16 protein-coding genes and 1 pseudogene are annotated in these 14,465 nt (G+C 70.3%); 11 read left to right on the top strand and 6 right to left on the bottom strand.

Features of this window, described 5'->3' with window-relative positions; translation table 11 throughout:
* Positions 1-197 precede the first annotated feature (197 nt).
* Positions 198-1,172: a 5'/3'-nucleotidase SurE gene (gene surE / locus LO772_RS08910; RefSeq protein WP_231777847.1), complete on the top strand. Its 975-nt coding sequence runs from the start codon at positions 198-200 to the stop codon at positions 1,170-1,172.
* A gap of 127 nt (positions 1,173-1,299) precedes the next feature.
* Positions 1,300-1,887 (top strand): adenylyl-sulfate kinase, encoded by a 588-nt coding sequence (gene cysC, locus LO772_RS08915; protein WP_269453178.1) that lies wholly within the window; start codon positions 1,300-1,302, stop codon positions 1,885-1,887.
* Between the two features lie 227 nt (positions 1,888-2,114).
* Here cysC and LO772_RS08920 read toward each other — a convergent pair whose 3' ends face one another.
* On the bottom strand, positions 2,115-2,519 hold the full coding sequence (locus LO772_RS08920) for an ATP-binding protein (protein ID WP_231777848.1): 405 nt from the start codon (positions 2,517-2,519) through the stop codon (positions 2,115-2,117).
* Between the two features lie 127 nt (positions 2,520-2,646).
* Between LO772_RS08920 and LO772_RS08925 the strand changes: the two are divergent.
* Positions 2,647-2,829 (top strand): annotated as a pseudogene (locus LO772_RS08925) (helix-turn-helix transcriptional regulator); the annotation flags it as partial.
* A gap of 258 nt (positions 2,830-3,087) precedes the next feature.
* Here LO772_RS08925 and LO772_RS08930 read toward each other — a convergent pair.
* A complete protein-coding gene (locus LO772_RS08930) occupies positions 3,088-3,840 on the bottom strand; it encodes a hypothetical protein (RefSeq protein WP_231777849.1) in 753 nt (250 codons plus the stop codon).
* A 37-nt stretch (positions 3,841-3,877) separates the two neighbouring features.
* Here LO772_RS08930 and LO772_RS08935 point away from each other — a divergent pair, with 37 nt between their 5' ends.
* The 8 genes from LO772_RS08935 to LO772_RS08970 all read left to right on the top strand — a co-directional run bounded on the left by LO772_RS08935 (position 3,878) and on the right by LO772_RS08970 (position 10,208).
* A complete protein-coding gene (locus LO772_RS08935; RefSeq protein WP_331717342.1) occupies positions 3,878-4,609 on the top strand; it encodes a 5-formyltetrahydrofolate cyclo-ligase in 732 nt (243 codons plus the stop codon).
* A gap of 172 nt (positions 4,610-4,781) precedes the next feature.
* Positions 4,782-5,561 carry a hypothetical protein gene (locus LO772_RS08940; RefSeq protein WP_231777851.1) on the top strand — a complete coding sequence of 260 codons (780 nt, stop codon included), beginning with the start codon at positions 4,782-4,784 and terminating at the stop codon, positions 5,559-5,561.
* 4 nt (positions 5,562-5,565) lie between these two features.
* Positions 5,566-6,258, top strand: coding sequence for a RibD family protein (locus LO772_RS08945; protein ID WP_231777852.1), 693 nt, complete (start codon positions 5,566-5,568; stop codon positions 6,256-6,258).
* 259 nt (positions 6,259-6,517) lie between these two features.
* The gene (locus LO772_RS08950; RefSeq protein WP_231777853.1) at positions 6,518-7,639 is read left to right on the top strand and encodes a radical SAM protein; all 1,122 of its coding nucleotides are present in this window, start codon (positions 6,518-6,520) and stop codon (positions 7,637-7,639) included.
* Positions 7,632-7,814, top strand: a complete 183-nt coding sequence (locus LO772_RS08955) for a hypothetical protein (RefSeq protein ID WP_231777854.1) — start codon at positions 7,632-7,634, stop codon at positions 7,812-7,814. The genes LO772_RS08950 and LO772_RS08955 overlap by 8 nt, the downstream gene beginning before the upstream one ends.
* A gap of 312 nt (positions 7,815-8,126) precedes the next feature.
* Positions 8,127-8,867, top strand: coding sequence for an aminoglycoside phosphotransferase (locus LO772_RS08960; protein ID WP_231777855.1), 741 nt, complete (start codon positions 8,127-8,129; stop codon positions 8,865-8,867).
* A 234-nt stretch (positions 8,868-9,101) separates the two neighbouring features.
* Positions 9,102-9,851: an SDR family NAD(P)-dependent oxidoreductase gene (locus LO772_RS08965; protein WP_231777856.1), complete on the top strand. Its 750-nt coding sequence runs from the start codon at positions 9,102-9,104 to the stop codon at positions 9,849-9,851.
* A gap of 156 nt (positions 9,852-10,007) precedes the next feature.
* Complete coding sequence (locus tag LO772_RS08970) at positions 10,008-10,208, top strand: hypothetical protein (protein ID WP_231777857.1); 201 nt, start codon at positions 10,008-10,010, stop codon at positions 10,206-10,208.
* 36 nt (positions 10,209-10,244) lie between these two features.
* Here LO772_RS08970 and LO772_RS08975 read toward each other — a convergent pair whose 3' ends face one another.
* The 4 genes from LO772_RS08975 to LO772_RS08990 all read right to left on the bottom strand — a co-directional run bounded on the left by LO772_RS08975 (position 10,245) and on the right by LO772_RS08990 (position 14,348).
* Positions 10,245-11,384 (bottom strand): TIGR03617 family F420-dependent LLM class oxidoreductase, encoded by a 1,140-nt coding sequence (locus LO772_RS08975; RefSeq protein ID WP_231777858.1) that lies wholly within the window; start codon positions 11,382-11,384, stop codon positions 10,245-10,247.
* A gap of 159 nt (positions 11,385-11,543) precedes the next feature.
* The gene (locus tag LO772_RS08980) at positions 11,544-12,026 is read right to left on the bottom strand and encodes a MarR family winged helix-turn-helix transcriptional regulator (protein WP_231777859.1); all 483 of its coding nucleotides are present in this window, start codon (positions 12,024-12,026) and stop codon (positions 11,544-11,546) included.
* A 224-nt stretch (positions 12,027-12,250) separates the two neighbouring features.
* Positions 12,251-13,204, bottom strand: coding sequence for a cyclase family protein (locus LO772_RS08985; protein ID WP_231777860.1), 954 nt, complete (start codon positions 13,202-13,204; stop codon positions 12,251-12,253).
* A 37-nt stretch (positions 13,205-13,241) separates the two neighbouring features.
* Positions 13,242-14,348: an alcohol dehydrogenase catalytic domain-containing protein gene (locus LO772_RS08990; protein WP_231777861.1), complete on the bottom strand. Its 1,107-nt coding sequence runs from the start codon at positions 14,346-14,348 to the stop codon at positions 13,242-13,244.
* Between the last annotated feature and the right edge of the window lie 117 nt (positions 14,349-14,465).

Here is a 14,465-nt window from a genome sequence, read left to right on the forward strand (position 1 = left end):
CATCTGACACTTCCAGGCTCGTCACCTCCGGGCGCCCTGACAACCGCTCGGCGGAAGTTCCCGACGCGTTCACGACGTGATCGACGCGTGGTATTGGCGCGCTCCATACGGAAGCGTATGGTTCTCGATCGCGGCCGACCCCCCGCTCCCGCGGTCGCGCCGCGCCCTGTGACGCCTCGTACCAAGGAGTGCCGCCGATGTCCATGAGAATTGCGCGCGTGGCCTTGTGCGCCGCCGTCGCCTGTGCCACCGCGTTCGCGGTCGGGACCGCCGACGCGGCCCCGCAGGCGCGGGCCGAGAAGACCCGGTCGCTCGACATCCTGCTCACCAACGACGACGGATGGCGCGGCCCGAACGGATCCGAGACGCCGTTCATCGTCACGCTCCGCGACGCCCTCAGGGCCGCCGGGCACCACGTCGTCGTGGTCGCGTCCGGCACCGACCAGAGCGGTCAGGGCGGGCGCATCACCATGCCGCCGACCACGATGGAGGTGGCCAACCCCGAGCCCGACGTGTGGACGGTGAAGCCGGGATCGCCGTCCGACGCCGTGTACTTCGGGCTCGACGAGGTCTTCCACGGCAAGAAGCCCGATTTGGTGGTCTCCGGGATGAACCCCGGCACCAACTTCGGCGCGCTGATCAACCACTCGGGGACCGTCAACGCCGCCCTCACCGCGCTGGAGTTCGGCGTCCCGTCGGTCGCCGTCAGCCTGGCGTCCGACCCGCGCACCTGGCCGGACGGGACCGATCACAGCGCGGGTCCGGCCGCGGCGTACGTGACGGACCTCGTCACGCGGCTGCAGGACAAGTCGCGTCGCGGACAGCTCATCCCCGAGGGCGTCTCGCTCAACATCAACTACCCGCTCGTGCCGGGCCCGGTCGACCCCGCCACCGGCAAGCCCGGCTCGGTCCTGCCGCCGCGCGGCACCAAGGCGACCACCGTCGCGCGGGGCCCCTACCTCACCCCCGACTACATCCCGGTGAACGGCCAGAGCGGCCGACCCGGCACGTACACCATCGGCCTGGGCGCCAACACGGCCCCGGCGGCCGAGGGCACCGACGTCCGCGCGGTCACGGACGGCTACGTCAGCATCTCCGCCCTGGAGGACGACCACGACGTCGACGGCTCGACCACCGGCTGGCTCCGCACCCTGGCCCGCCAACTGCGCTGACGGCGCCCGCGGTACGGCCCGTGCCACGCGGCGGGCCGTACCGCGGGGGCGCCCTCGTCGTCCGGGCCGTCGCGGCGACAGGTACCGTCGCGGGGATCGAGATCGCGGCGGCCTCGGACGGAGAGACATGAGCAGCACGAACGTGGTCTGGCACGACAGCGGGACAGGCCGGGGCGACCGGCCCGGGCGCGGGGTCACGGTGTGGTTCACCGGGCTGTCGGGATCGGGCAAGTCGACGGTGTCGGTGGTGGCGGAGCGCCTGCTGGTGGCGCGCGGGACCGCGGCGTACCGGCTGGACGGGGACAACCTGCGGCACGGGCTCAACGCCGACCTCGGCTTCGGCGAGGCCGACCGCAACGAGAACATCCGCCGGGTCGGCGAGGTCGCGCGCCTGTTCGCCGACGCCGGAGTGGTGGCCCTCGTCCCGGTGATCAGCCCCTACCGCGCGGACCGCGACCGCGTGCGCGCACTGCACGAGCGGGACGGCCTCCCCTTCCTGGAGTGCTTCGTCGACACCCCGATCGAGGAATGCGAACGACGCGACCCCAAGGGCCTGTACGCGAAGGCACGCGCCGGCGAGATCCGCGACTTCACGGGCATCGACGCCCCCTACGAGGCGCCGCTGAAGCCCGAGGTGCGGCTGACGCCGGAGGACGGGGATCCGGAGGCGCAGGCCGCGCGCCTGGTGGCGGAACTGGAACGCCTGCTGGGCTGACGACCGGGCCAGCGGGCGCCCCTTGTCAAGCGAAGGCCATCGGTTCGAAGCCGGCTCCGAGGTCAACGGTTCCCCAGGCTGGCGACGTCACCATACCGCTCTCGATGAAGAACGTCGGCCCCGGAGGTCTCTGACGCTTCGAGCATCGGTCACCTGCGATCGATGCTGACGGGCGCAGACAGCGGCGGCGCCAGGGCCGTAGGCGTCCACCCGTCTGCGGTCTGGCGTCAGAACTTGGTCGCGAACGACGCCGAGATGACGGTTCTGTGTGTTCCGACGTGTACCCGGAGCGCGGTGCTGAGGTTCATGGCGATCAGCAGGCCGCGCCCGCACGGCATGTCGTCGGAGGGCCGCAGGATGAGGTTCAGTCCCGGCCACGGACGGGACGCGTTGTCCACCTCGATCCACAGTTGGTCGTCGGCGCGGCAGACCCACAGGTGGATCGGCTGGGGCAGCCCGTGGACGACCGCGTTGGTGACCAACTCGTCGACGGCCAGGACAACTTCGTCCAGGTCCGCGACCCGGCCGCGGCAGGTCGTCTCGATGAGGCGGCGTGCCTGGGCTGCTGCGGCCGGTTCGGGGTCGAGCAGTTGGTGCAGCAGTACGGTTGTCTCCGGCTGAGGTGCGCGCATGGCATGGCCTTCCTGTTTTTCGGCGGCGTGGTGTAACCGCCTGTTCTCGCGGAGCACCAGGAAAACGCCGTCCGTGAGGGGGAAACAGGGCACGAAGGATGCACGTGTGTGGCATCGATGCGGCATGATGGGAGCCGAGCTGCGGATTTGGCTGAATGACGCGGTTCGGGGGGACGGTGCCGTGAAACGCCACAAGTTCGTGCAGCGACGTGAGGCTCAGGGGTTCACGCAGGAGTCCCTCGCCGAGCAACTCGACGTCGACAGAACCACCATCGCCCGCTGGGAGACCGGCCGCAGCCGCCCGCAACCGTGGATGCGTCGGCGCCTGGCCGCCGCGCTGAACGTGACCATCGTGGAACTCGATGATCTGCTTCGGTGTTCCGGTCCCGATACTGCGGAGCGAACCCATGAACCGGCGTCAGATTCGCGCCACCGGCTGACGACGGCGACCGGTTTACGCGTGGACTTCTGCGAAGTCGCGGAGCGCTACGACAGCACGCCTTCAACGGCGTTGCTTGCCGACGCGGGTCGGGTCCTCACGGGTGTGGCACTGGCCGCAGATGACGCCTCATCTGGCCGAACCGCCCGTGAGCTGCGGCTGCTTCAAGCCGAAGCCGCGACCTTCATGGGCCAACTCGCCTGGGATGCCTCCCAGCGCACCGACCACGCGACCGCACGGGGCTTCTACCGGCAGGGCGTCGACCTGGCGCGTCGGCTCCATGATCGTGCGCTCGAAGGCCGCGCGCTTCTGCGCACGGGGTACGTCGCGCTCTACGGCGAACGCGACCCGCAGGCGGGCCTCCGCCTGGCCCGTGAGGCGGCCGACACTGCGGCAGTGGTCAGCCCCGCGCTCGCCGGCACGGCTCTCCTGCATGTCAGTGAGGCTCACGCGATGCTCGGGGAGGCCGACGACTGCGAACGGGTGCTGGCGCACGCCGAAGAGGAGCTTTCCCGCGCGGACGCGACGGATGTGGCGGCGGATCTGGCGTCCCCCACGCAGTTTGACCGGCTCGCCGGGTCCTGCTACCTGTCGCTGGGGCAGCATCGCCGTGCACAGCACCACCTTGAAACCACCGCCCGGCAGCTGCGCGTACGCAAGAAGTCTCGCGCCATTGTGCTGGGGAATCTCGCGCTCGCACACATCCGCCAAGACGATCCCGAGGCGGCCGTCGCCGTCCTCGACGAGGCCGTCACCGAGCTGGAGGAGACCCGTGGGGGCGGCGGCATGAATGTCGTGTTCGCCCCCGCCCGCGAGCTGCGACCATGGCGGCAGCGAACCGAGTTCTGGACATGCAGGACCGGCTCTTCGGTCTCGTGGCATCCCGCTGACCCGACGAGGAGCATCGACTTTGCCGTCCGTGTACGACCAGGCCAAACAGCAAGTGCGGCAACAGGTTTGGGACGCGCTGACCGCCGCGGAAGCCGTCCACGACGCCGACGTGTACGGCCGCATTCCCGACTTCCGAGGCAAGGAACTCGCCGCGCGGCAACTGGCAGCGCTACCCCGGTGGAAAGCCGCACAGATCGTCAAGGCCGTACCCGACAAGGCACAGCACCCGGTCCGCGCAGCGGCTCTCGCCGACGGCAAGACCGTCTACATGGCGGCACCGAAACTCGCGACGAGCAAGCCCTTCTACCTGCTCGACCCTTCGCGGCTCGATGTCCCGCCCGCCGAGGCCGCGTCCAGCGCGAAAGCAGCCGTAATCGCGCCCGGCGTCGACGTGGACGACATGCAGCCGGTCGACGTCATCGTCCTCGGCAGCGTCGCGGTCAATCACGCGGGCGTACGCATCGGAAAAGGCGCCGGATACTCGGACCTCGAATTCGCCCTGCTCGCCGAAGCCGGTCTCGTCTCCGACGAAACACTCGTCGTCACCACCGTCCACCCGCTCCAAGTCGTCGACGCCGACATCCCGTTCGGACCACACGACGTCACCGTGGACATCATCGTCACCACCGACGGAGTCATCACCACCTCGGACCGCCGGCGCACCTCGGGCATCCTCTGGGACCAACTGCCACCGGAGAAGATCACCGCCATCCCCGTCTTGGCCCGGCGCGCCCGGACGGCCCGGCACTTCCCGGCCTGATCCTGCATCCCCAGAACGGCAGTCAGTACCACGGGCGTTGCGAAGCGTTATCGTACGAGTCCGACTGCCCGGGTGGTCGGTGCACAGCCGGAGGTGTGAGGGGCGGCGGCAGGCCTTCGATCCGCGCAACGCAGACGCGGTTTTCTGGAGACGTCCTGAGGTGCATACGTGCTTGGCCGGCCGCGACATCGGTGGGCTGTTCAAGCTGTACCTGTTCTCCCATCCGACGTGCACCCAGACGCGGTTGGCACAGCTCACGCTGCACGATCGCTCCGACGTGTCCAACTGGGTCCGCGGTGTCCGATCCGGGACGGTGTCGGACATCGACGTGCTGACCCGGATCGCGGATGGGCTCCAGATGCCGGACCACGCACGGGTCTTGCTGGGCATCGCGCCCCAGGACGTGGTCATCGGCGCCGTGAACGCCGCCCCCTCCACGACGCTCCCTGCCGCAGTTGAGCGCCCGTTGCGTGTGGCCCTCTGCGGCAGCCGGGCTGCGGGATCCGAGCACGGCGTGATGGATCGGGCGATTCGCGCGTTATCGCGTGTCGTCTTGCGGTGCGAACTCGACGTCGTCCATGGACCGGTGGGCGTCGGCATTGAGGTGATGACCTACATCGCCGATCACTACCGGCCCGCTGCATTCGATCGCGTGGTCGGTGTCTTCGGACGGTCGAACGTCGTCCGCGGCGTGGACATGGTGATCGTCGCCGGCGGAGGGCCGGGCACGCAGACTGAGGTCGAGTTGGCCTTGGCCGTGCAACGGCGCGTCGTGGCCGTCCCGGCATCCGGCGGCGCCGCTCGTGCGTTTCATGAGCTCGCACGCCAAAACCCGTCTGTGCGCACGTGGATGACGGAGGATCAGTTCACCGCGCTCGACGCCTGCCGGGATGTCGAGGACGGCGTTCGCCACATCGAGCACCTGTTGAACATCGTATCGCCGGGAGTGTGAAACCGTGCCGTTCCAACGTCCGTACGTGCTGTTGTCGTTCGCGGCCTCGCTCGACGGCTACATCGACGACGCGTCCGACCAACGCCTGTTGCTGTCCAACGACGAGGACTTCGATCGCGTCGACGAAGTCCGCGCCTCCTGTGACGCCATCCTGGTGGGAGCGACGACCGTACGCCGTGACAACCCCCGGCTGCTGGTCCGTTCCGCCGAGCGGCGAGCCGCCCGGGTCGCCGATGACCTGACGGAGAGCCCGATCAAGGTGGTGCTGTCAAGCTCAGGCGACTTGGACCCGGAAGCCGCGTTCTTCACCGCCGGCGCTGTGGACAAGGTGGTCTACTGCGTCGGAGACGGCGTGGGCCTCGCCAAATCCCGGCTCGGAACCGTCGCCGATGTGGTCGACGCCGGAGACCCCCTGGACCTGGAACTCGTCCTGGACGACTTGTACGAGCGCGGCGTACGCCGCCTCATGGTCGAAGGCGGCGGGACCATGCACACCCAGTTCCTCGCCGCGGGACTCGCCGACGAAATTCACGCGGTCATCGCCCCGTTCTTCGTCGGCGACCCGACCGCACCCCGATTCGTCAATGCGGGAGCTTTTCCCCACGGCCCGAGCAACCGTATGGCCCTGGCGGAAACTCGTCAGATCGGTGATGTAGTGCTTCTCCGGTACGAATTGGGGAAATCGACGGTTCGCTGATCAATATCTGCGCACAGACGGCGGGCGACGCTTGTCGGTGCGGCCTGCAGAAGACCAGCGGTCTTGACTGCCCGTTCGGGTAACGCGGCAGCCGACCGTCTGGCGGCATCACGCGCACGAACGCGCGCTCTGTTGGTCCCGTTCCACGGAACCGTGCTGCGGCACGCGCCCATTTCCCTGCCGGGCGAATCGCCTGATGCTGGTGGACCTCACAGGGCGTCATGGCCGGCATCGCGCCCTTCGGGATCCAGGAGGCGTCGTGCACACGTTGAGCGCAAGCCCATTCCTGGGTGAGTACGTGGTCCTGCGGCCAGGGTACGAGCAGGGGTTACGCGTACCGGCGCGCGCGTACCGGCAGCTTGCGCACGCCGATGCCACCGGCGCGGCGGTGCCGGCGTGGTTGAGGACAGCGGCATCCGATGCCTGGGGTATCGATGCCGGCCGAGACCCTGTCGGCTCGGTGGTGAAAGTCCGCGAGGAGTCGTCGGCTGGATACGCGCGTGCGTCCTGGGAGATCAATCTCGGCTGCAACGACAACTGCGAGCACTGCTACCTGCCGGAACGGCCCTTTCAAGGACTGCCGTTCGCCGACAAGGAAAGGCTGTTGCGGCGCATCGCCGAATCCGGCGTGCTGTGGCTCCAGATCACCGGCGGCGAGCCGTTGGTGGACCTTGATTTCCCGGATGCCTACACGCTGGCCTTCGAGCTGGGCATGATGATCCAGATCAGCTCGAATGGCTCGCGGCTCACGAACCCGAGAATCCTCGACCTGCTGATGAGCCTTCGACCGTATCGGCTGACGCTCAGCGTCTACGGCGTATCCGAGGAAACGTACGACGGGTTGACGCGAACGCGCGGCGCCTACAAGGCGTTCCGCAGGGGGCTGGACGCCGCGCGTGAGGCCGGGCTGCCGCTGCGGCTGAACACGATCGTCACACGCCACAATCAGCATGAAGCGGACGCAATGCGCGCGCTCGCCGAGCGGTACGGAGCCGCCGGACTTGAGTACGTCAACATCACCCCGACCTACAACGGCGACGCCGACGTCTTGGCCGCCCAGGCCGAGCGGAAGCTGCGCCCACGCAAGCCGTTCACCGGCTGCAACGCCGGCATCACGCACTTCCACGCGGACCCGATGGGCCTGGTCAGCATCTGCAAGATCGGACGCGATCCCCAGTTCGACCTGCTCAACGACGGCCTGGGCGCCCTGGCGAAGCTCAGCGCCGTGGCGGATTCCCTGATGCTTCGCACCGGTGGCTGCTCCGGCTGCGCGCTGTCCGCGACCTGCGGAACGTGCCGGCCGATGGCGAAGGTCTACCAGGAGGCGACGGCACCGCTGTCCTACTACTGCCAACACGGAAAGGCGAAAGCCCATGGCTGACACCCTGCTCACCATCGAACCGCACGCGGTCACCGCGGCGGACATCGAGATCGTCGATCTCACCGGAGCCGAAATCAGCGACGACACGTTCGCCATCGAGGTCATCACGGACCTGGAGAAACTCTCCGAGGACAACCGCTGCAGCTGCGCCGCCAGCGACGACAACCCGTACTGACGAGCGCGGGTCCGACTCCGCCGCCCGGCCGCGTGCCGGGGTCGGACCCGACCCCCTACGCCGACCTATAACGTGTCGCATGCCGAGGACGGTACGCGTCTACCACTACGGCTCCGGTCGGGACGAACGCACCCGCCGGCCCTGGGCCGACAGGTAGCGAACAAGATCGGCGCTGCCGACGTCCGCCCGGCCCGTTCAGTACTTCCGCCCCCTCGGACAAGGAAACCTCTCACGGTGCCCGCGAAGCATGAGGCCTTTTCTGATCTTCCGACCGCCGTACGTGCGGAGATCGAGCAGCGTACGGGACCGATCTTGGGCGTCAGAGACCACACCGCAGGCAGGAACAGCCACGTATCCGCGCGTCTGGCCACTGAGGCGGGAGCGGTGTTCATCAAGGGCCTGCGCAGCGACCACGCTCAGGCGTGGACGCAACTGCGTGAGGCGGAACTCAACGCGCACCTCGGCGGCGTCGCCCCACAGTTGCGCTGGCGCCTCGAAAGCGGCGGATGGGACCTTCTGTGCTTCGAAGCCGTCGACGGTCGGCACGCCGACTACCAGCCGGGGTCCGGTGACCTGCCGCTCGTCGTCGACCTGCTCACCCGCCTCGCGGGCGTCACGGCGCCCGGCCTCGAAATGCGCGACGCCGCACAACGCCTGGCCGGCTACGTCGACGACCCCGCCGACGTGCGCCACTTTCAGGGCAACGCGCTGCTGCACACCGACTGGAACAACACCAACATCCTCGTCACGGCGGACCGCGGAACTCGCATGGTCGACTGGGGTTGGGCCACCCACGGGGCGGCCTGGCTCGATGCGGCGTACTGGGTGATCTGGCTCATCGCCTTCGGGCACGCGCCCCACGAAGCGGAGGAGCTGGCCGCCAAGGTGCCCGCCTGGTCCGACGCAAACGTGCGGGCCTTGGCCGTCTTCTCCACAGCCAACGCTCGACTGTGGTCCGAGATCGCACGACAATCCCCGGCAAGGTGGGCCCGAGCCATGGGAGAGGCATCCGCGGTGTGGGCAGCGTACCGAAACGCCGTGCAGAACTCGTGAGTCCGGCCGCGCGGCGCTGCGCTGTCTGTCGCCGACCGGTACGGAACGGGGAGCGCGGATCTGTGGCAACAGACGGTCTCCTCTGTTGTGGCGGGTCACCGGTGTTGGGGGTGGGGGTGGTGGGGGGCTGGACAGGGCGGGTGGTGGGGGGCAGGCTTTCGTGCCGGTGGATGACCGATCGGCGTGTGGCCAGGGGGAACTGTGGGATACGAGCTGCCCGGTAAGGTCGCGGTCGTGACCGGGGGTGCGTCCGGGATCGGGTACGCCACCGCCCGCGCGCTTCGGGGCGCGGGGGCGCAGGTGGTGGTCGCCGACATCGACGCGGAAGCGGGTGGGAAGGCCGCGGACGCGCTCGGGGCGACGTTCGCGCTGCTCGACGTCACGTCGCCCGCGTCGTGGGACAAGCTGGTGGACACCGTCACCCGGTTCTACGGCGGCATCGACATCGGCGTCCTCAACGCGGGGGTCTCCGGCGGCACGCCCGTCGGCTCGCTGACCGACGCCGCGTACCGGCGCATCATGGCGATCAACGTGGACGGCGTCGTGTTCGGGGCCCGTGCGCTCGTCGGGCCGCTCGCGCGGCGCGGCGGGGGCCGGCTGGTCGCGACGGCGTCGCTGGCGGGCCTGGTGGCGATGCCGAGGGACCCGGTGTACACGGCGAGCAAGCACGCGGTCGTCGGGTTCGTCCGGGCGCTCGCCCCCGATCTCGCGGAGCGCGGCATCACGGTCCACGCGGTGTGCCCCGGGTTGACCGATACGCCGCTGCTGGACGGGGCGAAGGCCTATCTGGAGGAGCGGGGCATGCCGCTGCTGCGGCCGGAGGACATCGCGGAGGCCGTCCTCGGCTGCCTCGGGTCCGAGGACACCGGCCGGGCGTGGGTGGTGCAGGCCGGGCGGGAGCCGATCGCGTACACGTTCCGGGGGGTTCCGGGACCGGCGGGCGGGGTGAGGCCGCCGGAGGGGTTCGGCGTTCCCGGGGGCTGAGCGGTGCGGGTGTGACGGGACCTTGCGCGGGGAGCACCGCCGGAACGGCGTGATCACCCGTTGGGGTGGTATCCGATTATTCGGATGCTGCGACACCCGTTCGGGAGTTGACTGGTTCGCCCACTCTTCCCGCCTGCTCCCCGCGGAGGTCGGCACATGAAGATCGGCGATCCTGTCGTCACCAACACCGACATCGAAAGCTGGACCAAACCCTTCGTCCCGCAGAACACCGAGGGCATCGTCACGGAGATGAGCCTGTGGGGCGTGGTGGTGTCGTTCACCCTGCCCGGCGTCCTCGGCGGCACGCGGCAGGTGACCGTGGTCGTGGCGCGCGACCAGGTCGAACCCCTCAACTGAGCAAGCCCGTTCGCCCTGCGGGATGCCCCGGGCGGGTCAGCCCGCGGGCGGGCTCGTAGGGGGTCGGCCCGCCGTGGTGCGCCAGTCGGCGACGACGTCCGCCCAGCGCGCGATCCGGTCCGGGGGCACCGGACCGCCGCTGAGCGCGGAGTAGCAGATGAGCCGGTCGGCACGGCCGCGGTAGCGGTCGGCCAGCGCCCCGGCGAGCGCGTCCCAGGGCGCGGAGACCGTGACGGCGTCCAGGACGTCGTCGGTGATCGCGGCGGCCAGCCCGGCCGTGTCCTTGGCGGCGAAGAGGCGGTGGAGGCGCGGCTGCAGGTCGTCCCAGCCGTGGGTCTCGAACACCCGGGCGTAGCCGGGGGTCGAGCCGTAGAAGGCGACGCGTGTACGGAGTCTGTCGCGTTCGCGGGCGATCTCCTCGTCGGTGTCGCCGGTCGCCGTCATGACCGGGACGACCACGGTCACGTCGGCGGCGTCGCGGCCGGAGCGCGCGGCACCGGCGGCGAGTTCGGGGCGTACCACCGCGTCCAGGTAGCGGGGGCTGTGCAGCGGGTGGACGTGCAGGCCGTCGCCGATCTCGCCGATCATGCGCAGCATCCACGGGTTGACGCCCGCGAGGTGGATCTCGGGGTCGGGCAACGCGGTGGGGCCGGGCGACCATTCGGGGGTCAGGAGCGTGAAGCGGTAGAACTCGCCTTTGTGGCGCAGGCGTTCGTCGCCGCGGAAGGCGCGCCAAATGGCGCGGACCGCCTCGGCGTACTCGCGCAGGCGCGGGCCGGGGCGGTCGAACTCGGCGGAGTAGCGCCGCTCGACGTGCGCGCGGACCTGGGTGCCGAGGCCGAGGACGAAGCGGCCTCCGGTGGCCTCCTGGAGTTCGCGGGCCGCGACGGCGGTGACCATCGGGCTGCGGGCGAAGGCGACCGCGATGCCGGTGCCGATCGTGAGGGAGGAGGTGGCCAGGGCGGCGGCGGTGGCGGCGCCGAACGAGGTCCGGCCGCCCTCGGTGAGCCAGAGCCCGTCGAATCCGGCGCGCTCGGCCGCGGCGGCGGTCGCGCTCATCGCGCGCAGGCCCTGGCCGGACGCCATGACATCGAGGGGCGGGAGGGGCGGGCCGTGCGGGGGTGGTGCCGCGCCGGGGGCGGTCTCCCGCGGGGGCTCGCCGTGGGCCTCGGGCACATCGTCTCCTGGGGGTGCCGGGCCGGTTTCGGGGGCGGCGGTTCGGGGTTTCGGGGCGGTGGGCCGCGCGGCAAGCCCGGGCGGGCGCGTCGGCCAGTGCCGCCCCGGCCGGAGGCGGATGTCCGCCGGGTGTCGCGCTGTCGGCGCGGCGGTGCCGGGTCAGTCGCTCTCGTCGTCGTCGATCGTGGCGTGCAGCTCCGTGGTGGCCATGTCGTCGACGAAGCGGCCGAGCAGCGCCGCGAACGCCGCGCGGTCCTCCTCGCTCCACTTCGACAGCATCTCGTTGAGGTGCTGGTCCATGACGGAGGTGAGGCGGCGGCGGACCGCGTCGCCGCGCGGGGTGAGCGTGACGAGGCTGACGCGGCCGTCGTCCGGGCTCGGGGAGCGCTTGACGTAGCCCTCGCGTTCGAGCTGGCCGACCTGGCGGGCGGTGGCGCCGGGGTCCATGTTGGTCAGCCGGGCCAGCTCGCCCATCGGCAGGGGGCCGGCCTTCTTGACGCGGCGCAGCAGGACGTACGCGGGCTGCGAGATCGTGGCCCCGGCGACGGCTGCCTGGCGTGCGTAGACCCGGCGGCTGGCGTGACGGCGCAGGAGGGCTTCCAGCGCCCGCTGGATCGCCTCGACATTGTCGGTGGAGTTCACGCGGGCCATCGTAGCAGTATTTGACTACGTCAATTGATTGTTGGGATTTGCCGACCGTCGCACGACCCGCGCCAATCCGGCGGCCGTCTCGGTCCCGACGGAGGAAACGAGACCGAGACGACCAGTCGGCGGCGGTACGCCGGATCACCTGTTTCCTTCCGGCGCACCGGAATTCGGGGCCGATCCGCAGTGCTCTCCCGTGACTGTGACAGCGAGGGGCCGGATCAGACAAGGGCAACCGGATTGATGGGGCTGCCGGTTGCCCCGGTCACCGGCAGCGGCGCCACCGACAAAAGGCAGGCGTGCGTTCCCGCCTCCGCCATTCCGGCCGCGAGATCGGCGAGCCACAGGTGTTCCAGGAGCGGCACGCCCAGTTCGACCAGCAGGGCGATGTGCACGCTCAGGAACGGCCCGTCGAACGGCATGACCTCGATCGCGCCGTTGTCCGCGCCGACCGCCGCGATGTCGTTGTCGCGCACGAACGCGACCGCGTCGCGGCTCAATCCCGGCTGCAGGTACGACGGTTCGCGCCCGGCCTCGGTCTCGGCCCGCCAGTAGTCGAGGTATCCGGTGCGTACCAACAGCACGTCGCCGGACCGGACTTCGACCCCCTGCGCGGCGGCGCAGCCGGCCAGGTCGTCGCCGGTGACGGGGTAGCCGCCTTCGAGGATGTCGACGCCGCGGTGCCGCGGCAGGTCGAGCAGCACCGCGCGGGCGGTGAACGCGCCGACCTTGTCGATCCCGCAGCGAGCGGCGCCGGTGCGCGTCCGGAAGGTCTCCGCGTCGAAGCCGTTGTAGAACCTGCCGCGGTGCTGCACGTGGCACAGCGCGTCCATGTGCGTGATGCCGTGCGACGGGAGGACGAGAACGTCCTCGTAGCAGCCGACGTCGTCGCCGCCCGGGCGCCCGGCGAACATCTCCTCGGTCTGGTCGCTCAGCGTCAGCCGCTGCGGCTCGCCCCGGTGCGGGAAGATCGGGACGCCGTCGCGCTGAATCGGCAGGCCCAGCGCGTACGATCGGCCGGTCCGCACCTCCCGGGCCGCCGCGGCGACGCTCGCCGGGTCGATCAGGTTGAGTGCGCCGCGCTCGTCGTCGGGACCCCAACGGCCCCAGTTCCCCGGAGTGTTGCCGGTCCGCGCCGCCTGGTCCGCTATCGGGTCCGTCGCCTGGTCGGTCATCTGCTGTGCCGCTCCCGTCGTTTGCCGCCGTGGAATGTCAAAAAGCCAGCACGCCGCGTGCGATGCGGCCGTGGTGCATGTCGTCGAGGACGTCGGTGAAACGGTCCGACGGATAGACCTTCGACACCAGCGCGTCGAGGTCGAACTTTCCCTGCCGGTACAACTCGACGATCGCGCGGATGTCCTCGTGCGGGCGCACGCCGCCGGCCCGGGTACCGAGGATTCCCCGGTCGCACTGCAGGAGATTCGCGATACGGACGCTGGCCGTCGCGGTCTGCGACGGCTGCCCCACCGCTATCAGCGTGCCGCCCCAGTCCAGTGCCTCCAGCGCATTCTCCAGAACCGCCGGAACACCCGTGCACTCGAATATCCAGTCGACGCCGCCCGCACCGAACGTCCCGACTTTCACCTCGTCGCTGAAAGGGAACAGCGTCCGGATCTCGTCGGCGACGTCGACGCCTTTCCCGGCGTGCACGAAGTCGGTCGCCCCGAACTGCCGGGCGAGATCGAACTTCCCCGGCACCGTGTCGACGCCCACGACCCGGCCGGCGCCCTTGAGCCGCAGCGCCTGCACCGCCGACAGCCCCACGCCGCCGAGGCCGATGACCGCCGCGCTCTGCCCCGGCAGCACGTTCGCGCGGTTGAGCACGGCGCCCGCGCCGGTCACCACGCCGCACGGCACCAGGCACGCCGACGTCAGCGGCACGTCCTCGGGGATCGTGACGCACTGGATCTCCTTGACCACGGTGAACTCGGCGTACGTCGACGCCCCCGCGAAGTTCCACACCGGCTCGCCGCCGTACGAGAAGGGCGTACTGCGGTTGCCGAGCGTCTGGCGGCAGCGGTTCGGGTGGCCGGTCTGGCAGTAGCGGCACATGCCGCACGCGGCGATCGTGGTGATCACGACGTGGTCGCCGGGAGCGACCGCCCCGACGCCGGGCCCGACCCGCTCCACGACCCCCGCGCCCTCGTGGCCGAGCACGGCGGGGACGGGCCACTCGATGACGCCGTTGAGGACGCTCACGTCGCTGTGGCACACCCCGGTCGCCGCGATCCGCACCAGCACCTCGCCCGCCTGCGGGTCACGGATCTCGATGTCGTCCCGGGTCTCGACACCTTTGTCCGTGTGCAGGATCGCTCGCATGTCCGTCTCCTCGTGACCGTGCGGTGTCGGATCGTGTGCGTTTCGTGTCGGGTGACGACCTGTCGTCGGGACGTCGCGTGGCGGTCGGTCGGCTCTCGGTCGGCTGTCGGCGGTCGG

It is taken from the genome of Yinghuangia sp. ASG 101 (assembly GCF_021165735.1).
Classification (GTDB): domain Bacteria; phylum Actinomycetota; class Actinomycetes; order Streptomycetales; family Streptomycetaceae; genus Yinghuangia.

Excerpts from the sequence above, each read along its gene's own strand:
- surE (WP_231777847.1), top strand. The coding sequence starts at position 198 with ATGTCCATGAGAATTGCGCGCGTGGCCTTGTGCGCCGCCGTCGCCTGT.
- cysC (WP_269453178.1), top strand. The coding sequence starts at position 1,300 with ATGAGCAGCACGAACGTGGTCTGGCACGACAGCGGGACAGGCCGGGGC.
- LO772_RS08920 (WP_231777848.1), bottom strand. The coding sequence starts at position 2,519 with ATGCGCGCACCTCAGCCGGAGACAACCGTACTGCTGCACCAACTGCTC.
- LO772_RS08930 (WP_231777849.1), bottom strand. The coding sequence starts at position 3,840 with ATGCCACGAGACCGAAGAGCCGGTCCTGCATGTCCAGAACTCGGTTCG.
- LO772_RS08955 (WP_231777854.1), top strand. The coding sequence starts at position 7,632 with ATGGCTGACACCCTGCTCACCATCGAACCGCACGCGGTCACCGCGGCG.
- LO772_RS08970 (WP_231777857.1), top strand. The coding sequence starts at position 10,008 with ATGAAGATCGGCGATCCTGTCGTCACCAACACCGACATCGAAAGCTGG.
- LO772_RS08985 (WP_231777860.1), bottom strand. The coding sequence starts at position 13,204 with ATGACCGACCAGGCGACGGACCCGATAGCGGACCAGGCGGCGCGGACC.
- LO772_RS08990 (WP_231777861.1), bottom strand. The coding sequence starts at position 14,348 with ATGCGAGCGATCCTGCACACGGACAAAGGTGTCGAGACCCGGGACGAC.